This window comes from Micromonospora sp. NPDC049801, assembly GCF_040656575.1.
Classification (GTDB): Bacteria; Actinomycetota; Actinomycetes; order Mycobacteriales; family Micromonosporaceae; genus Micromonospora.
In genome coordinates, this window is the sequence record NZ_JBFAMS010000027.1 from 1 (window position 1) to 17,517 (window position 17,517).

A 17,517-nucleotide genomic window follows, 5' to 3' on the forward strand; every position below is an offset into this window, starting at 1 on the left:
GCACCTCGCCGACTGGATCGCCACCCGCGGCTACGCCACCAGCTGACAACCACACCGCAAAGGGCCGGACCCCACGGGGTCCGGCCCTTTCGGCATAAGGTCACTCGCCAGCGAGGACGGCCAGGATCTGCTCGCCGTACTTGGCGAGTTTGTTCTCGCCGACGCCGTTGACGCGGGACAGTTCGGCCAGCGAGGTGGGCTCGTCGCTCGCGATCTGGCGCAGCGTCGCGTCGTGGAAGATGACGTACGCCGGAACGCCCTGCTCCTTGGCGGTGGCCGCCCGCCAGGCGCGCAGCCGTTCGAAGACGGACGCGGCGGCCGGGGTCAGCTCGGCCACGACGGTGGACGAGCCGCGCGGCTTCGACGAGCGGCTCGACGCCGGCTTCTCCGGTTCGCGGCGCATGGTGACGGTACGACGACGGCCAAGCACGTCGGCGCTCGCCTCGGTCAGCGCGAGCGTGCCGTAGTCGCCCTCGACGGCGAGCAGCCCTTCGGCGAGGAGCTGCCGGACCACGCCCCGCCACTCGGCCTCGCTCAACTCCGTGCCGATACCGAATACGGTCAGCGCGTCGTGACCGTACTGGCTGATCTTGTCGGTCTGCTTGCCGAGCAGGATGTCGACGCAGTGCCCGGCGCCGAACCGCTGGTTGCGTTCGCGGTCGAGGCGGAAGACGGTGGAGAGCAGCTTCTGGGCGGCGACCGTGCCGTCCCAGGACTCCGGTGGGTTGAGGCAGGTGTCGCAGTTGCCGCAGGCCGAGGTTTCGCTCTCGCCGAAGTATTCGAGTAGCTGCACCCGGCGGCACCGGACCGTCTCGCAGAGCGCGAGCATCGCGTCGAGGTGCGCGGCGAGGTTGCGGCGATGGGCCAGGTCGCCGTCGGACGTCTCGATCATCTTGCGCTGCTGCACCACGTCCTGCAGGCCGTACGCCAGCCAGGCGGTGGACGGCAGCCCGTCGCGGCCGGCGCGGCCGGTCTCCTGGTAGTAGCCCTCGACCGACTTGGGCAGGTCGAGGTGGGCCACGAAGCGGACGTCGGGCTTGTCGATGCCCATGCCGAAGGCGATGGTGGCCACCATGACCAGGCCGTCCTCGCGCAGGAAGCGGTGCTGGTTGGCGGCGCGGGTCGCCGCGTCGAGGCCGGCGTGGTAGGGCAGCGCGGCGATGCCGTTGGCGGTCAGGAACTCGGCGGTCTTGTCGACCGAGGCGCGGGACAGGCAGTAGACGATGCCCGCGTCACCCGGATGCTCGTCGCGCAGCAGGGCCAGCAGTTGCTTGCGGGGCTCCCGCTTGGGCACGATCCGGTACTGAATGTTGGGCCGGTCGAAGCTGGCCACGAAGTGTCGCGCGTCGTCGAGGCCCAGCCTGCTGGCGATCTCGCGGCGGGTGGCGCTCGTCGCGGTGGCGGTCAACGCGATGCGGGGGACCTGCGGCCACCGCTCGTGCAGCATCGACAGGGCCAGGTAGTCGGGCCGGAAGTCGTGCCCCCACTGCGACACGCAGTGCGCCTCGTCGATCGCGAACAGGGAGATGCGCCCCCGGTCGAGCAGGGCGAGGGTGGACCGGACGCCGAGCGCCTCCGGCGCCAGGTAGAGCAGGTCCAGCTCGCCGGCCACGAAGGCCGCCTCGACCCGGCGGCGGGCGTCGAGGGTCTGCGTCGAGTTGAGGAAGCCGGCGCGTACGCCGACCGCGGTGAGCGCGTCCACCTGGTCCTGCATGAGCGCGATCAGCGGCGACACGACGACCGCGACGCCGTCGCGGACCAGGGCCGGGATCTGGTAGCACAGCGATTTGCCGCCACCGGTGGGCATCAGCACCAGCGCGTCGCCGCCGGCGACGACATGGTCGATGACCTGCTGCTGGAAGCCGCGGAAGGCGTCGTAGCCGAACACCCGGCGCAGCGCCGCCAGCGCGTCGTCGGTCCGCAGCTCGGTCGGGGAAGCCATCCGGGGAGTCTACGAGCCCTCCCCGACAGCATCGCCCGCACGGCGGCCGGCGCGTCCGCCGCGCCGCGACGGTCACTGCGCCGACGTGTCGTCTCCGTCGCCCCAGCAGAGCCCGCCGATGCCGGCCGCGCTGTGGAAGCCGGGGTGTCCGTTGACGTCCATGCAGACTTCGTTGTCGGGGCCGCTCCGGCCGCAGAACACCGGCTCGACGTGGTGCCAGGCGTCGGCCCGGGACAGCAGCGCGGCCCCGGCGGCCACCTCGGGGCGCAGGGTGGTCAACCCCTCCGTGTAGACGACGGCCTGGTCGCGGGCCTCCGTCAGGTCCGTCGCCAGGTAGGACAGGTGCAGCGTCCAGCGCCGGGCCGCCGGCCGCTCGCGCTCCGTCGGACCCAGAGCGATGAGGTACGACGACAGTGTCTCCGGCGTTGCCAACGCGAATTCGATGGCGGCCCGGACCCGCTCGGACACGTCGGCCCGGTCGAGCAGGTCGGTCAGGTCGTCCTGGCCGTCACGGGGTCGCCGGGACTCACCATCCCAACGAGACGATTGATTGTCCGTCACGATGCCCTGCCTCTCCGTAGCGGATCCTCGTCAAGAGCCTGGACCAGGCGAGGCAAAAATGCAACGTCGCCATTCTTTGGAAACAGATGCTTGAGGTGTGGTCGCTCTTGGGTAAGAATCGATCACTCACAGTGGAGGTGACGGCGGCGATGGCACAGGTGCCCAGTCCGACGATCAGAGCCCGCCGGCTGCGGCGCGAGTTGCGCCGCCTGCGGGACCGCACCGGGCACACCGCCGAGGAGGTTGCCAAGATCCTGGGCTGGCACCGGACGAAGGTCATCCGCTTCGAACTCGGACACTCGCGGGTGATGCCCAAGGACCTGCCCCCGCTGCTCGACCTCTACGACGCATCCGAGGGCGAGCGGGAGTCGCTGAACGCGCTGCTGCGGCAGTCCCGGCAGAAGGGGTGGTGGAGCGCGTACGGCGACGTGCTGCCGGACGACTTCGTCGGCTTCGAGGCGGAGGCGACGTCGATCAGCGCGTTCGAGTGTCTGTACGTTCCCGGCCTGTTGCAGACGGAGCAGTACGTCCGCGCCATCGTCAGAGCGGGCCGCAGCACCGCCGACCAGGACGAGACCGACCGGCGGGTGGCGGCCCGACTCGCCCGCAAGGCCATGCTCTCGCGCGACGTGCCGCCGAAGCTGTGGATGGTGCTTGATGAGGCGGCTGTCCGTCGCGTCGTGGGTGGCAGGGACGTGATGCGAGCGCAGCTCGCCCGCCTGGTCGAGGCATGTGAGCTGCCCACTGTCGAGATCCAGATCCTGCCGTTCGCCGCCGGCGCGCACGCGGGAATGGGCGGCCCGTTCACCCTGCTCGACTACGCCGATCCGAGCCTGGACCCCACCGTCGTCTATCTCGACAACGACTCCAGCACGCTCCTGCTCGAAGAGGAGAGGCACGTCGCCCGATATAGACTCATGTTCGATCACCTCATGGCCAAGGCGCTCGACCCTGACGTGTCGGCTGGCTTCCTGGCACGGGTGGCGGGTGACTACTGACCGGGACGCAAGGGGTTTGACCGATGACGGCTCCGGACACTCCCACGGCCACGTGGTGTAAGAGCAGCCGGAGCAGTGCAAGCGGCTCGAACTGCGTCGAGGTGGCCGTACTCCCCGAGGGGCTGGCGGTGCGGGACTCCAAGGACCCGGGCGGCCCGGCGCTCGTCTTCGGCCGGGACGCCTGGTCGTCGTTCGTGACCGGCCTGCGACGCGATCCGCGCGGCTGAACGTTCCGTCGCCGGAGGGCAGCGCTACCACGCCCCCGGCCCGCCCGCGGCGCGCGGCGGCGGGCGTGCCCGTGCCCACCCCGACCGGCGGGATAGAGTCGCTGATTGACCAATCGCGGCCGATGGCGGCCGCGGCGCCACGTCTTGGGGGTACGGGTGAGCGAGGCGCACACTGTCGGTGACGGGCAGCCGACGGCCGAGTCGGAGACCACCCTGGTGGTGGTCACCGGGGTGTCCGGTGGCGGTCGCAGCACCGTCGCCCGCGCGTTGGAGAACGTCGGCTACTACGTCGTGGACAACCTGCCGCAGGCGCTCATGCTCGACATGGCCGAGCTGGCGTTCAAGGCCGGCGGCGCCGCCCGGCGTACGGCGATGGTCCTGGACGTGCGCTCGCGCGCCTTCTCCACCGACCTGGCGGGGGCTATCCGGGAGCTCAAGGAGCGTGGCTTCTCGCCCCGGGTGGTGTTCGTCGACGCCGACGACGAGGTGCTGATCCGTCGGTTCGAGAGTGTCCGGCGCTCGCACCCGTTGCAGGGTGACGGGCGGCTCGCCGACGGTATCGCCGTCGAGCGCGGGCTGCTGGAGGAGGCCCGCGACCAGGCCGACGTGATCATCGACACCAGCCACCTGAACGTCAACCAGCTCCGCCGGCGCATCGAGGAGCTGTTCGGCGGCGAGGACGCCCGTCGGCTGCGGGTGACCGTGCTCTCGTTCGGCTTCAAGTACGGCCTGCCGCCGGACGCCGACTTCGTGCTGGACGCCCGGTTTCTGCCCAACCCGTACTGGGTGCCGGAGCTGCGCGAGCACACCGGCCGGGAGGAGGCGGTCAGCGCGTACGTGCTGGGGCAGGAGGGCGCGGACGCCTTCGTCGCCTCGTACGCCGACCTGGTCAACGCCACCACCACGGGGTTCGAGCGGGAGGGCAAGCGGTACCTGACCGTGGCCGTGGGCTGCACCGGCGGCAAGCACCGCAGCGTGGCCATCGCCGAGGAGCTGGCCGGCCGGCTGCGTCAGTCGGGGCTGGCGGCGAACGCCCAGCACCGCGACCTGGGGCGGGAATGACGACGCGCCGGGTGGTGGCGTTCGGCGGCGGGCACGGCCTGTCGGCGTCGCTGCGCGCGCTGCGGCACTGCGCCCCCGAACTCGACCTGGACATCACCGCCGTGGTGACGGTCGGCGACGACGGCGGTTCCAGTGGCCGGCTGCGCGCCGAACGAGGTGGCCTGCCCCCGGGCGACCTGCGGCAGGCCCTGGTCGCGCTGGCCGGCGACCATCCGGCCACCCGACGCAGCGCCGGGCTCTTCCAGCACCGCTTCGCGGCGGCGCAGGCTGTCCGCGTACCCCAGCATGCCGGGACCGACGCGGCCCCGGCGGCGCGCGACGCGCCCGGCGTGGGCGCGGACCCGGTTGCCCGAGCGCACGCGACCCCGGCAGCCGGCGACGCGCTGCGGACGGACGCGGACCCGGTTGCCCGAAAGCCGACAGACGCGGACCCGGCGGCGGGTGACGGGGCCCGCGCGGACGGCCTGGCCGGGCACGCAGTGGGCAACCTGGTGCTCAGCGGCCTCATGGAGCTGCTCGGCGACCCGGTGGCGGCGCTGGAGCACGCCGGGGCGATGCTCGGCGCGGTCGGGCGGGTGCTGCCGATGTCGCGCCAGCCGGTCGACATCGAGGCGCGGGTGCGCGGGGTCGACCCGGACGCCCCGGACGAGGTGCGGACCGTGCGCGGTCAGCACCAGGTGGCGGTCACGACCGGGCGGGTCGAGTCGCTGCGCCTGACGCCGGCCGCCCCGGCGGCCTGCGCCGAGGCCCTGGCCGCGATCGGCGCGGCGGACTGGTTGATCTTCGGGCCGGGTAGCTGGTACACGAGCGTGCTGCCGCACCTGCTGGTGCCGCAGTTGGCCGACGCGATCGTGTCCAGCTCGGCCCGACGCCTGGTCACGCTGAACCTGGCCGCGGAGAAGGAGACCCTCGGCCTCTCGGTCGCCGATCATCTGGCGGCGCTGCACTGGTACCTGCCGGAGCTGAAGGTTGATCTCGTGCTGGCGGACGCCAAGGCGGTGGGTGACCCGGAACCGGTCGAACGTGCGGCAGAATCGCTGGGTGCCCGCCTGGTCCTAGCCCCCGTCGCCGTCACCGACGGCACTCCCCGCCATGATCCGGCTGCCCTGGGCGCCGCGCTGGTGCCTGTCCTGGGCGCCGATCGTTAGACACGTACGTAATCACCGGCGACACGCCGGAACAGGTCCGTGAGGGGACGCACAATGGCGATGACGGCTGCGGTCAAGGACGAGCTGAGTCGGGTCGACGTGCCCAAGCCCTGCTGTCGGCGGGCGGAGATGGCCGCGCTGCTGCGCTTCGCCGGAGGGCTGCACATCGTCTCCGGCCGGGTGGTGGTGGAGGCGGAGCTGGACACCGGCGCGGTGGCGCGTCGGCTGCGCCGGGAGATCGCCGAGGTCTACGGCTACCCGAGCGAGATCCACGTGCTCGCCTCCGGCGGGCTGCGCAAGGGCAGCCACTTCATCGTCCGGGTGGTCAAGGACGGCGAGGCGCTCGCGCGGCAGACCGGCCTGCTGGACGTGCGCGGCCGGCCGGTGCGGGGGCTGCCCCCGCACGTGGTGGCGGCGAACGTCTGCTGCGCGGTCTCGGCGTGGCGGGGCGCGTTCATGGCGCACGGCTCGCTCACCGAGCCCGGCCGCTCCAGCGCGTTGGAGATCACCTGCCCGGGGCCGGAGTCGGCGCTCGCGCTGGTCGGCGCGGCCCGCCGGATCGGCATCACGGCCAAGAACCGTGAGGTACGCGGGGTGGACCGGGTCGTCGTCAAGGACGGCGACGCGATCGCCGCGCTGCTCACCCGCATCGGCGCGCACTCCAGCGTGCTGGCCTGGGAGGAACGTCGGGTACGCCGGGAGGTGCGGGCCACCGCCAACCGGCTGGCCAACTTCGACGACGCGAACCTGCGCCGCTCGGCGCGCGCCGCGGTGGCCGCCGCCGCCCGGGTCACCCGCGCCCTGGAGATCCTGGCCGACGAGGCCCCCAACCACCTCACCGACGCGGGGAGGCTGCGCCTGGAGCACCGGCAGGCGTCGCTGGAGGAGCTGGGGGCGCTGGCCGACCCGCCGCTGACCAAGGACGCCATCGCCGGGCGGATCCGCCGCCTGCTGGCGCTGGCCGACAAGCGGGCCCGGGACCTCGGCATCCCGGATACGGAAGCAGCCGTCACGCCCGACATGCTCGTGGTCTGATAGGACGGTGGGCCCGTACGGTGCGCCGGGAGCACGCCCCGGCGCGGCGTGCTCCCGCACGCTCGGATAGGGTCGCTGAGTACGGCAAGGGGGCCGACATCGGCACCTCTCGTCGTGCCCACCGCCTCGGGCGGTCAGGTCCTCAGACCGCGCGGCGGGGTGGCCGAGATGAACCGTCGACGGCCGGCTCCAACGGTCGGCGCACACCATTCCCGCCGGCCCGTTGAGTCAAGCCGGCGGACCAGAACGCGAGGAGATGGGACCTGTGACCATCCGGGTTGGCATCAACGGCTTTGGCCGAATCGGCCGTAACTTCTTCCGGGCAGTGCTGGCGTCCGACGCCGACATCGAGGTCGTGGCGGTCAACGACCTGACCGACAACGGCACGCTCGCCCACCTGCTCAAGTACGACAGCATCCTGGGTCGCCTGCCGTACGAGGTGAAGGCCACCGCCGACGAGATCACCGTCGGTGGCAAGACCATCAAGGCGTTCGCCGAGAAGGACCCGGCGGCGCTGGCGTGGGGCGAGGTCGGCGCCGACGTCGTCATCGAGTCGACGGGCTTCTTCACCGACGGCACCAAGGCCAAGGCGCACATCGACGGCGGCGCCAAGAAGGTCATCATCTCCGCCCCGGCGAAGAACGAGGACGTCACCGTGGTCATGGGTGTCAACCACGACACCTACGACCCGGCGAAGCACACCATCATCTCCAACGCCTCGTGCACGACGAACTGCCTCGCCCCGATGGCGAAGGTCCTGCAGGACACGTTCGGCATCACCAAGGGTCTGATGACGACGATCCACGCGTACACCCAGGACCAGAACCTGCAGGACGCGCCGCACAAGGACCTGCGCCGGGCGCGCGCCGCCGCGCTGAACATCGTCCCGACCTCCACCGGCGCCGCGAAGGCCATCGGCCTGGTGCTGCCGGAGCTGAAGGGCAAGCTCGACGGGTACGCGCTGCGGGTGCCGATCCCGACCGGCTCGGCCACCGACCTGACCGTCGAGGTCGGCCGGGAGACCACCGTGGACGAGGTCAACGCCGCGCTGAAGGCCGCCGCGGAGGGCCCGCTCAAGGGCATCCTGGTTTACAACGAGGACCCGATCGTCTCCTCCGACATCGTCACCGACCCGGCGTCGTGCATCTTCGACGCGCCGCTGACCAAGGTCATCGGCAACCAGGTCAAGGTCGTCGGCTGGTACGACAACGAGTGGGGCTACTCGAACCGCCTCGTCGACCTCGTCAAGCTGGTCGGTTCGTCGCTGTGAGCATCCGGACCCTCGACGACCTGCTCGCCGAGGGGGTGTCGGGTCGGCGCGTGCTGGTGCGCGCCGACCTGAACGTCCCGCTCGACAAGCAGTCCGGTGCCATCACCGACGACGGCCGCATCCGCGCGGTGCTGCCGACCCTGGGCGCGCTGGTCGAGGCCGGCGCGAAGGTGGTCGTCTGCTCGCACCTGGGCCGCCCGAAGGGCGCTCCGGACCCGCAGTTCAGCCTGAGCCCGGTCGCCGACCGGCTCGGTGAGCTGCTCGGCGCGCCGGTGCACTTCGCCACCGACACCGTCGGTGAGTCCGCCCGCTCGACCGTCGCCGACCTGGCCGACGGCCAGGTCGCCCTGCTGGAGAACCTGCGCTTCAACGCCGGTGAGACCAGCAAGGACGAGGCCGAGCGGGGCGCGTTCGCCGACCAGCTCGCCGCGTTCGGCGACGCGTACGTCGACGACGCGTTCGGCGCCGTGCACCGCAAGCACGCCAGCGTGTACGACGTGCCGGCGCGGCTGCCGCACGTGGCCGGCCGGCTGGTGCTGCGCGAGGTCGAGGTGCTCTCCAAGCTGACCAGCGAGCCCGAGCGGCCGTACGTGGTGGTGCTCGGCGGGTCCAAGGTCTCCGACAAGCTGGCCGTGATCGAGGCGCTGCTGCCGACGGTCGACCGGCTGCTCATCGGCGGCGGGATGTGCTTCACCTTCCTCAAGGCCCAGGGCCTGGAGGTGGGCACGTCGCTGCTGGAGAAGGACATGGTCGAGACCTGCCGCAACCTGCTGGAGCGGGCCGACGGCAAGATCCTGCTCCCGGTCGACGTGGTGGTCGCGGACGCGTTCGCGCCGGATGCCGCGCACGACACGGTCCGCGTCGACGGCATCCCGAGCCACCGGCTCGGCCTGGACATCGGCCCGGAGACGGTCGCCGGCTTCGCCGCCGCCCTGTCCCAGGCGAAGACGATCTTCTGGAACGGGCCGATGGGCGTGTTCGAGATGGCCGCCTTCGCGGCCGGCACCCGGGGTGTCGCCGAGGCGATCACCAAGGCCGACGCGTTCAGCGTCGTCGGCGGCGGTGACAGCGCGGCGGCCGTGCGGGCGTTGGGCCTGGACGAGTCGAGCTTCGGTCACATCTCCACCGGTGGCGGCGCCTCCCTGGAGTACCTGGAGGGCAAGACCCTCCCCGGCATCGCGGCCCTGGAGAACTGAGCATGGCGAGCACGACCCGCCGGCCGTTGATGGCCGGCAACTGGAAGATGAACCTCAACCACCTCGAGGCCAACCTGCTCGTGCAGAAGCTGGCCGCGAGCCTCACCGAGAAGCAGCTCACCGAGGTCGAGACGGTGGTGCTGCCGCCCTTCACCGACCTGCGCACCGTGCAGACGGCGGTGGACGGCGACAAGCTGCTGATCGGCTACGGCGGGCAGGACCTGTCCCCGCACGCCTCCGGCGCGTACACCGGTGACATCTCCGGGCCGCTGCTGGCCAAGCTCGGCTGCACGTACGTGGTGGTCGGGCACTCCGAGCGGCGGGCCTACCACCACGAGGACGACTCGGTCGTCAACGCGAAGGTGAAGGCGGCGCTCACGCACGGCCTGACCCCCATCCTCTGCGTGGGGGAGGGGCTGGACGTGCGCGAGCAGGGCACCCACGTGGCGCACTGCTCCGACCAGCTCGACGGGGGCCTCGCCGGGCTCACGCCCGAGCAGGTACGCCAGGTCGTCATCGCGTACGAGCCGGTCTGGGCGATCGGCACCGGCAAGACGGCCACGCCGGAGGACGCCCAGGAGGTCTGCGGCGCGGTCCGCCAGCGGTTGGCGGAGCGCTTCGACGCCGAGACCGCTGACGCCGTCCGGGTCCTCTACGGCGGCTCGGTCAAGGCGTCAAACGTCGCCTCGATCATGGCCCAGCCGGACGTGGACGGCGGCCTGGTGGGCGGCGCGAGCCTGGACGCGGAGGAATTCGCGCAGATCTGCCGCTTCCCCGAGCACATCGCTCGCTGATCGCTCGCTATTCTGGACACCGCCCGTCCACCGGCCGGTGCCGGAGTGCCCGACCTGTCCGGGCGAGGATCGCTACGAGAGGACTGCCCCCAGCCATGCCGATCTGGTTCGCATACACGTTGATCGTGTTGCTGGTCATCACGAGCATTCTGCTCACCCTGCTCATCCTGCTGCACCGCGGTAAGGGCGGCGGGTTGTCGAGCATGTTCGGCGGCGGTGTCAGCTCCAGCCTCGCCGGCTCCTCGGTGGCCGAGAAGAACCTGGATCGGTACACCGTTCTGGTGGGTGTCGTCTGGTTCGCGGCAATCGTCGGGCTGGGTCTCTGGCTCCGTCTCCAGATGAACAGCGGCACCTGAGCAAGCCCGCCAAGTCGTACAATCTGCGCGCGGTCCGTCACTCGACGGGCCGCGCGCAGTATTTTCTCCGCTGCACCGCGTCGCCCGCCGCCCATCCCCGACGGCGGCGGGTCCCCTCCGACGACAGGAGCGAGCAGCCGTGCCCAGTGGCAATGTCATCCGTGGCGCCCGCGTCGGGTCCGCGCCCATGCGCCCGGACGAGCGGCACCAGCCGGCCCCCCGACAGGCCGTCACCTACTGGTGCCGCAACGATCACCAGACCGACATCAGGATCGCGGCCGACGCCACGGCGCCGCCGCTGTGGGACTGCCCCCGCTGCGGGCTCCCCGCCGGCCTGGACGCCGAGAACCCGCCCGGACGGGTCCGCGCCGAGCCCTACAAGAGCCACCTGGCGTACGTGAAGGAGCGGCGTACCGCCGAGGAGGGGGAGGCGTTGCTGGCCGAGGCCCTCGCCGCGCTGCGCCGCCGACGCGGCGAGTGAAAGGAAGGGCCCCTTATTCAACGCCAGGCGGTAATAAGGGGCCCTTCCTTTCACTTAGCGCAGGCTGCGCAGGCGGGCCGGCACGTCCGCGGCGGCCGCGCGGTCCAGCAACCAGCGGGTACGGTCCACGCCGTGCACCCCGGCGGCCGGGAGCTGCACCGGCCCCGCGCCGGCCAGAGCCATGCCCACCGCGCGTGCCTTGTCGGCGCCGGCGGCCACCAGCCAGACCTCCTCGGCCGTGTTGATCGCCCCCAGGGTGAGGGTGGTCCGCACCGGCGGCGGCTTCGGGCTGCCCCGCACCGCGCTGACCGGCCGCGTGTCGTGGTGCACCGGGTGCTCCGGGAAGACCGAGGCGACGTGCCCGTCCTCGCCCACACCGAGCATCAGCACGTCGAAGTGCGGCAGCGCGGCGTGCCCCGGCCGGGCGGCGCGGGCCAGCTCCTCGGCGTACGCGGCGGCGGCCGCCTCGGGGTCGTTGCCGGCCGGGCCGTCGGAGGCCGGCATGGCGTGCACCCGGGCCGGGTCCAGCGGCACCGAGTCCAGCAGGGCGGCCCGCGCCTGGGTCTCGTTGCGCTCCGGGTCACCGGACGGCAGGAACCGCTCGTCGCCCCACCACACGTCGACCCGGGACCAGTCGACCGCGTCGCGGGCCGGCAGCTGCGCCACCGCCCGGTAGACGGCGGCGGCGACCCGACCACCGGTGAGGACCACCGCGGCCTCGCCCCGGTCGGCCTGGGCGTCGAGCACCTTCACCAGCAGTCGGGCCGCCACGGCCTGCGCCAGCAGATCGGCGTCGGCGTGGACGGCGACACTCGCCTCACTCATGGGTTGTGCCTTCGTTTCCGGACCGCTGGGCGGTCGCTGTCGCGTCGTGCCCGGACGCCGAGCGTCCGGAGGTGGCGGTGCGGGGCCGGGACGGTGCGTCCCGGCCCTGCCGGTGTCGTACTGCTCAGCTCTCGCCGCTCGTGCCGGTGTGCGCGGTGACCCCGGCCTCGGCGCGCTGGGCCGTGGCCGGATCCTTCCAGACGTGCACCCGCTGCGGCGGGCGCTGCTCCAGACCGCGCAGGCCGGCGGTCGCGCCCAACGCCTCCGCGTACACCTGGTCGGCGTCGAGGCGGCGCAGCTCCTCGGCCAGCTCGTCGCCGAGCGGCCGACGGACCAGCGGCAGCGCCCGATCCTCCTGACCGGTCCGCCGGAACACCGCCAGGCTGTCCTCGCGGGTCAGCGTCAGCTTGTCGCCGTTGGCGCAGGTCAACTGCACCTCGCGCATGCGGGGGAACTCGTCGGTGTCCACCCGGCGCGGGGTGATGCCGAGCCGGCTGGACAGCCAACCGACCATCAGGGCCGCCGTCGGGTCGCTGGGTGGCGCGACGACGGTCGCCTCGGTGACCTGCTCGCTGGTGGTGTCGAACGCCCCGGCGACCAGGGTCCGCCACGGGGTGATCCGGGTCCACGCCAGGTCGGTGTCGCCCGGGGCGTAGTCCCGGGCCCGCTGGCGCAGCGCCTCCACCGGGTCGGCGGCCTGCGCGGAGTCGGTGATCCGCCGGTCCGCGACCACACCGAGGAAGTCGGTAGCGATCTCCGCGGGCGGCTCACCGTGCCACCAGGTCACCACCGGTACGTCCGGCACCAGCAGCGGCATGACCACCGACTCGGCGTGCAGGGCGAGCCGCCCGTACATCCGGGTGACGACCGCCTCGCACGGGCCGAGACGACCGCCGACCACGATCTCCGCGTCCAGCCGGTTCCGGTCCCGCTCGATGTCGGAGCGGACCACGACCACCAGCCGGCACGGGTGGGCGGCGGCGGCGATGGTCGCCGCCGCCTCCGCCTCGCGCACGCGCTTCTCGTCCACCACCACGATGAGGGTGAGCGCCATGCCGCTGGCCACACCACCGGCGCTACGCCGCTCGGCGGCCAGCGCCTTGACCACCTCGTTGCCGGTGGTGTCCCACAGCCCGATCATGCTCTTCTCCAAGCGCGGCCCTCACGGGCCAGCATCTCGTCAGCCGCCCGTGGACCCCACTCGCCGGCCCGGTACGGCTCCGGGGTGGTGCCCACCCAGGCGTGCTCCAGCGGGTCGATGACCTGCCAGCTCTGCTCGACCTCGGCGGCGTCCGGGAACAGCGTGCGGTCCCCGATCAGCACGTCCAGGACGAGCCGCTCGTACGCCTCCGGGCTGGACTCGGTGAACGCCTCGCCGTACTGGAAGTCCATGGCGATGTCGCGGACCTCCATGGTGGTGCCCGGTACCTTCGAGCCGAACTTGAGCACCACGCCCTCGTCCGGCTGCACCCGGATGACCAACTGGTTGTTGCCCAGCGACTCCATGTCGGCGTCGTTGAACGGCAGGTGCGGCGCCTTCTTGAACATGATGGCGACTTCGGTGACCCGCCGGGGGAGTCGCTTGCCGGCCCGGATGTAGAACGGCACCTCGGCCCAGCGCCGGTTCTGGATGCCGAGGCGCACCGCCACGTACGTCTCCGTGGTGGAGTCGGCGGGCACGTCCCGCTCCTCCCGGTAGCCGACCGCGCGCTCGCCGCCCACCCAGCCGGGCAGGTACTGGCCCCGGACGGTGTCCCGGGCCACGTCCTTCGGCAGGGTGATCGCCTTGAGCACCTTCAGCTTCTCGGCCCGGATCTCGTCGGCGTCGAAGCTGGTCGGCTCCTCCATCGCCACCAGGGCGAGAAGTTGCAGGAGGTGGTTCTGCAGCACGTCGCGGGCGGTGCCGACGGTGTCGTAGAAGCCGGCCCGGGTGCCGATGCCGACGTCCTCGGCCATGGTGATCTGCACCGAGTCGACGTACTTGGAGTTCCACAGCGGCTCGAACAGGTTGTTGGCGAACCGCAGGGCCAGGATGTTCTGGACGGTCTCCTTGCCCAGGTAGTGGTCGATCCGGAAGACGTCCTGCCGGGTGAACACGTCGTCGACCAGGTCGTTGAGCGCCTTCGCCGACGGCAGGTCGTTGCCGAACGGCTTCTCCACCACGACCCGCCGCCAACCGCCGGACTTGTCGTTGTCGGCCATCCCGGTGCGGGCCAACTGCTTGAGCACGACGGGGAAGGCGGCCGGGGGGATGGAGAAGTAGAACGCCGCGTTACCGGCGATGCCGTGGGTCTGGCGCAGGTCGTCCAAGGTCGAGGCGAGCTGGTCGAAGGCGGCGTCGTCGTCGAACGAGCCGCCCACGAACTTGATGTTGCCGGCCAGCCGCGCCCAGACCTCGTCCCGCCACGGCGTACGGGCGTGCTTCTTGGCCGCCTCGCAGGCCAGGGTCTCGAAGTCACCGTCGCCCCAGTCGCGGCGCGCGAAGCCGAGCACCACGAAACCGGGCGGCAGCAGCCCCCGGTTCGCCAGGTCGTAGACCGCGGGCAGCAACTTCTTGCGGGCCAGGTCGCCGGTCACCCCGAAGATCACCAGAGCGCACGGCTCGGGGATCCGGGGCAACCGGCGGTCCTGCGGGTCGCGTAGCGGGTTCACGCCTTGGGTCACGTCGTCCATCCTCACGTGCGCAGCTGACCGGCCGCGTCGAGCAGTTGGGCGACCCCGGCGGCCCGGTCGGTCAGGTGCAGTCGCAGCACCGGCCGGTCCCGGCCGGCGAGGGCCTGCCGGTCGCCGGCGGCCTGCGCCGCCTGCAACTCGCCGAAGGTGTACGGCTTGCCCGGCACGTCCAGGTCCTCCGCGACCGCGCCGGTCACCTGCAGGTAGCTGCCCACCTGCGGGCCGCCCTTGTGGTACTGGCCGGTGGAGTGCAGGAACCGCGGCCCCCAGCCGAAGGTGACCGGCCGGCCGGACGCGCCGGCCAGCAACGGCCGCAACCCGGCCGTGTCGGCGTCGGCGAACCGGTCGAGGTACGCCATCACCGCGAGGTAACCGTCGTCGCCCAGCCCGTCGAGCAGCCACCGCAGCACCCCGGCCAGGTCACCCGGGGCGCCCTGCGGCGCGTACACCTCGATCGCGCCCTCGGTGAACGACGGCTCCTCCGTCGGCAGCCCCGAGGCCAGGATCTTGTTGGTGTTCTCCTTGGACTCGGTGACGTTCGGCTGGTTGAACGGGTCGATGCCGAGCACCACGCCGGCCACCGCGGTGGCGTACTCCCAGGCCAGGAACTGCGCGCCGAGCGGGCCGTTGACGGCCACGTCCGGGTCGGCGCCGCCGCCGGGCACGTCACCGGCGGCCAGCGCGCCGCCGTAGCTGACGGTCAGCACGTCGGGGCCGGTCGCGCCGGGGCTCTGCGGTGACTCCACGACCACCGGCAGGATGCCCACGCCGGCCTTGCCGGTCGACTCGGCGATGAGCTGCTCGGCCCAGTCGCCCAGACCGTCGATGCCGGTGCCGTCGGACACCAGGGCGACCTTGTCGCGGGCCAGCGTGGCGGCGGCGCCCAGCGCGGCGCCCAGCGCCAGCGCCGGGTTGTCGCTGTCGGCGGCGAGCGACCGGGCCAACGCGTCGGCCTGGTCGATCAGCTCCGACACGTCGACGCCGGCCAGCGCGGACGGCACCAGCCCGAACGCGGTCAGCGCCGAGTACCGGCCGCCCACGTTCGGGTCGGCGAGCACGGTGAACGCGCCCATCTCGGTCGCGGTCGCCTCCAGCGGCGAGCCCGGGTCGGTGACGATGACGAAGTGCCGGCCGGCCTCCGCCTCGGTCATCCCGGCGTCCAGGAACGCCTGCCAGTAGGCGCGGCGGTGGCTGTCGGTCTCCACCGTCGAGCCGGACTTGCTGGCGACCACCACCACGGTGCGTTCCAGCCGGTCACCGAGGGCCGCCCGGACCTGGCCCGGGTCGGTGGTGTCCAGCACCGTCAACGGCCGGCCCAGGGTCCGCGTGATGACCTCGGGGGCGAGCGACGAGCCACCCATGCCGGCGAGCACGACGTGGTCCAGGTCGGCCAGCTCCGCCTTCAGCTCGGCGAGCTGCGCCAGCAGCTCCCGGCTGCGCTGGTGGGTATCCACCCAACCGAGCCGGATCTTCGCCTCGGCCTCGGCGTCCGAACCCCACAGGGTCGTGTCCTTGGCGGCCAGCCGCCCGGGGACGCCGGCCTTGACCAGCGCCTCCCGGGTCGAGGCGGGCGCGGCCTTGTCGACCGCGTCCGCGCCGTAGACGGCGAGCCCGGCGGCGGCCTCCGCCGGCCCGGCAAGAAGATCACTCATGCCGCCACTCCACTTCGTTCCGTGCCGTCATGAGGCGCCTGCACGCTGGGCTTGCCGATTCGCTCGCTGCGCTCGCTCATGCCGCCACTCCACTTCGCTGGGTGCTGATCGGCTCGCTCACGCGCCACCGGCCTTCTCGGCGGCCTTGGCGTTGCCCTCGGCGGCCTTGTTCGGCGCACCCTGGCCCTTCGCCGCGGCCTTCAGCGACTTGCTGACGCCGTCGAGCAGCTCCTGCCAGCTCGCCTCGAACTTCTCCACGCCCTCGCGCTCCAGGGTGACGATCACGTCCGCCATGTCCACCCCGACCGACTCCAGGTCCGCGAAGACCTTCCGGGCCGCGTCGTAGGACCCGGTGACGGTGTCGCCGCGGGTCTCGCCGTGATCGGCGTACGCGTGGATGACCGACTCCGGCATGGTGTTGACCGTTCCGGCGGCGATCAGCTCCTCGACGTAGATGACGTCCCGGTAGTCCGGGTTCTTCGTCGAGGTGGAGGCCCACAGCGGCCGCTGCGGGTGCGCGCCGGCGGCCTCGAGCGCCTTCCAGCGGTCCGAGGAGAAGACCTCGGTGTACCGCTCGTACGCGAGCTGCGCGTTGGCCACGGCGGCCTTGCCGCGCAGCGCCTTGGCCTGGTCCGAGCCGATCTTCTCGAGCCTCTTGTCGACCTCGGAATCCACCCGGGAGACGAAGAACGACGCGACCGAGCCGATGGTGGACAGGTCGTGACCGTTGGCCTTGGCCCGCTCCAGGCCGGCCAGGAACGCCTCCATCACCGCCGAGTAGCGGTCCAGGCCGAAGATCAGCGTCACGTTGACGCTGATCCCCTCGGCGAGCGTGTCGGCGATCGCCGACAGGCCCTCCTCGGTGGCCGGGATCTTGATGAAGAGGTTGGGCCGGTCGACCAGCCACCACAGCGCCTTGGCCTCGGCGACCGTCTTGTCGGCGTCGTGCGCGCTGCGCGGGTCCACCTCGATGGAGACCCGGCCGTCCACGCCGGCGCTGCCGTCGTAGGACGGGCGCATCACGTCGCACGCCCACCGTACGTCGTACGTGGTGAGCATCCGGACGGCCTCTTCGACGTCCACGCCACGGGTGGCCAGGTCGCGAAGCTGCCAGTTGTACTCGTCGGCGTCGCTGAGCGCCTTTGCGAAGATCGTCGGGTTGGTGGTGACCCCGGCCACGTGCTTCTCGCGGCGGAGCTGGTCCAGCCCGCCGGAGCTCAGACGCACCCGGGAGAGATCGTCGAGCCAGACCGCCACACCCGCGGCGGTGAGCTCATTCAGCTTGTCGGTCATGCCG

17 protein-coding genes are annotated in these 17,517 nt (G+C 72.1%); 10 read left to right on the top strand and 7 right to left on the bottom strand.

Annotated elements, in window-relative coordinates:
- Positions 1–100: 100 nt before the first annotated feature.
- Both recQ and AB0I89_RS31600 read right to left on the bottom strand, forming a co-directional pair.
- A complete protein-coding gene (recQ, locus tag AB0I89_RS31595) occupies positions 101–1,942 on the bottom strand; it encodes a DNA helicase RecQ (RefSeq protein ID WP_357134264.1) in 1,842 nt (613 codons plus the stop codon).
- A 72-nt stretch (positions 1,943–2,014) separates the two neighbouring features.
- Positions 2,015–2,503 carry a hypothetical protein gene (locus AB0I89_RS31600; RefSeq protein ID WP_357134266.1) on the bottom strand — a complete coding sequence of 163 codons (489 nt, stop codon included), beginning with the start codon at positions 2,501–2,503 and terminating at the stop codon, positions 2,015–2,017.
- 149 nt (positions 2,504–2,652) lie between these two features.
- Here AB0I89_RS31600 and AB0I89_RS31605 point away from each other — a divergent pair, with 149 nt between their 5' ends.
- The 10 genes from AB0I89_RS31605 to AB0I89_RS31650 all read left to right on the top strand — a co-directional run bounded on the left by AB0I89_RS31605 (position 2,653) and on the right by AB0I89_RS31650 (position 11,070).
- Positions 2,653–3,501, top strand: coding sequence for a DUF5753 domain-containing protein (locus AB0I89_RS31605; protein ID WP_357134268.1), 849 nt, complete (start codon positions 2,653–2,655; stop codon positions 3,499–3,501).
- Positions 3,502–3,524: 23 nt separating this feature from the next.
- A complete protein-coding gene (locus tag AB0I89_RS31610) occupies positions 3,525–3,728 on the top strand; it encodes a DUF397 domain-containing protein (protein ID WP_357134270.1) in 204 nt (67 codons plus the stop codon).
- 156 nt (positions 3,729–3,884) lie between these two features.
- Positions 3,885–4,790 carry an RNase adapter RapZ gene (rapZ, locus tag AB0I89_RS31615; protein WP_151489637.1) on the top strand — a complete coding sequence of 302 codons (906 nt, stop codon included), beginning with the start codon at positions 3,885–3,887 and terminating at the stop codon, positions 4,788–4,790.
- On the top strand, positions 4,787–5,938 hold the full coding sequence (locus AB0I89_RS31620; protein WP_357134272.1) for a 2-phospho-L-lactate transferase CofD family protein: 1,152 nt from the start codon (positions 4,787–4,789) through the stop codon (positions 5,936–5,938). The genes rapZ and AB0I89_RS31620 overlap by 4 nt, the downstream gene beginning before the upstream one ends.
- Before the next feature lie 54 nt (positions 5,939–5,992).
- Positions 5,993–6,973 carry a DNA-binding protein WhiA gene (gene whiA / locus AB0I89_RS31625; RefSeq protein WP_030337350.1) on the top strand — a complete coding sequence of 327 codons (981 nt, stop codon included), beginning with the start codon at positions 5,993–5,995 and terminating at the stop codon, positions 6,971–6,973.
- Between the two features lie 265 nt (positions 6,974–7,238).
- Positions 7,239–8,243 (top strand): type I glyceraldehyde-3-phosphate dehydrogenase, encoded by a 1,005-nt coding sequence (gap, locus tag AB0I89_RS31630; protein WP_357134274.1) that lies wholly within the window; start codon positions 7,239–7,241, stop codon positions 8,241–8,243.
- A complete protein-coding gene (locus AB0I89_RS31635; protein ID WP_357134276.1) occupies positions 8,240–9,439 on the top strand; it encodes a phosphoglycerate kinase in 1,200 nt (399 codons plus the stop codon). Before gap ends, AB0I89_RS31635 begins: the two co-directional genes overlap by 4 nt.
- A gap of 2 nt (positions 9,440–9,441) precedes the next feature.
- Positions 9,442–10,233: a triose-phosphate isomerase gene (tpiA, locus tag AB0I89_RS31640; RefSeq protein WP_357134278.1), complete on the top strand. Its 792-nt coding sequence runs from the start codon at positions 9,442–9,444 to the stop codon at positions 10,231–10,233.
- A gap of 95 nt (positions 10,234–10,328) precedes the next feature.
- Positions 10,329–10,589, top strand: coding sequence for a preprotein translocase subunit SecG (gene secG, locus AB0I89_RS31645; RefSeq protein WP_357134280.1), 261 nt, complete (start codon positions 10,329–10,331; stop codon positions 10,587–10,589).
- A 139-nt stretch (positions 10,590–10,728) separates the two neighbouring features.
- On the top strand, positions 10,729–11,070 hold the full coding sequence (locus AB0I89_RS31650; protein ID WP_357134282.1) for an RNA polymerase-binding protein RbpA: 342 nt from the start codon (positions 10,729–10,731) through the stop codon (positions 11,068–11,070).
- A 54-nt stretch (positions 11,071–11,124) separates the two neighbouring features.
- On the opposite strand, the gene pgl is transcribed toward AB0I89_RS31650, so the two are convergent.
- The 5 genes from pgl to tal all read right to left on the bottom strand — a co-directional run bounded on the left by pgl (position 11,125) and on the right by tal (position 17,513).
- Positions 11,125–11,895, bottom strand: coding sequence for a 6-phosphogluconolactonase (gene pgl / locus AB0I89_RS31655; protein WP_357134284.1), 771 nt, complete (start codon positions 11,893–11,895; stop codon positions 11,125–11,127).
- Between the two features lie 124 nt (positions 11,896–12,019).
- The gene (locus tag AB0I89_RS31660) at positions 12,020–13,036 is read right to left on the bottom strand and encodes a glucose-6-phosphate dehydrogenase assembly protein OpcA (RefSeq protein ID WP_357134286.1); all 1,017 of its coding nucleotides are present in this window, start codon (positions 13,034–13,036) and stop codon (positions 12,020–12,022) included.
- Positions 13,033–14,547: a glucose-6-phosphate dehydrogenase gene (gene zwf, locus AB0I89_RS31665; protein WP_357134368.1), complete on the bottom strand. Its 1,515-nt coding sequence runs from the start codon at positions 14,545–14,547 to the stop codon at positions 13,033–13,035. The genes AB0I89_RS31660 and zwf overlap by 4 nt, the downstream gene beginning before the upstream one ends.
- Positions 14,548–14,570: 23 nt before the next feature.
- Positions 14,571–16,220 (bottom strand): glucose-6-phosphate isomerase, encoded by a 1,650-nt coding sequence (locus AB0I89_RS31670; protein WP_357134288.1) that lies wholly within the window; start codon positions 16,218–16,220, stop codon positions 14,571–14,573.
- A 117-nt stretch (positions 16,221–16,337) separates the two neighbouring features.
- Positions 16,338–17,513 (bottom strand): transaldolase, encoded by a 1,176-nt coding sequence (gene tal / locus AB0I89_RS31675; RefSeq protein WP_357134290.1) that lies wholly within the window; start codon positions 17,511–17,513, stop codon positions 16,338–16,340.
- Between the last annotated feature and the right edge of the window lie 4 nt (positions 17,514–17,517).

Bases quoted from the DNA above. Each gene is read 5' to 3' on its own strand.
- recQ (WP_357134264.1), bottom strand. From the start codon at position 1,942: ATGGCTTCCCCGACCGAGCTGCGGACCGACGACGCGCTGGCGGCGCTG.
- AB0I89_RS31605 (WP_357134268.1), top strand. From the start codon at position 2,653: ATGGCACAGGTGCCCAGTCCGACGATCAGAGCCCGCCGGCTGCGGCGC.
- AB0I89_RS31610 (WP_357134270.1), top strand. From the start codon at position 3,525: ATGACGGCTCCGGACACTCCCACGGCCACGTGGTGTAAGAGCAGCCGG.
- AB0I89_RS31620 (WP_357134272.1), top strand. From the start codon at position 4,787: ATGACGACGCGCCGGGTGGTGGCGTTCGGCGGCGGGCACGGCCTGTCG.
- whiA (WP_030337350.1), top strand. From the start codon at position 5,993: ATGGCGATGACGGCTGCGGTCAAGGACGAGCTGAGTCGGGTCGACGTG.
- tpiA (WP_357134278.1), top strand. From the start codon at position 9,442: ATGGCGAGCACGACCCGCCGGCCGTTGATGGCCGGCAACTGGAAGATG.
- secG (WP_357134280.1), top strand. From the start codon at position 10,329: ATGCCGATCTGGTTCGCATACACGTTGATCGTGTTGCTGGTCATCACG.
- pgl (WP_357134284.1), bottom strand. From the start codon at position 11,895: ATGAGTGAGGCGAGTGTCGCCGTCCACGCCGACGCCGATCTGCTGGCG.
- AB0I89_RS31660 (WP_357134286.1), bottom strand. From the start codon at position 13,036: ATGATCGGGCTGTGGGACACCACCGGCAACGAGGTGGTCAAGGCGCTG.
- AB0I89_RS31670 (WP_357134288.1), bottom strand. From the start codon at position 16,220: ATGAGTGATCTTCTTGCCGGGCCGGCGGAGGCCGCCGCCGGGCTCGCC.
- tal (WP_357134290.1), bottom strand. From the start codon at position 17,513: ATGACCGACAAGCTGAATGAGCTCACCGCCGCGGGTGTGGCGGTCTGG.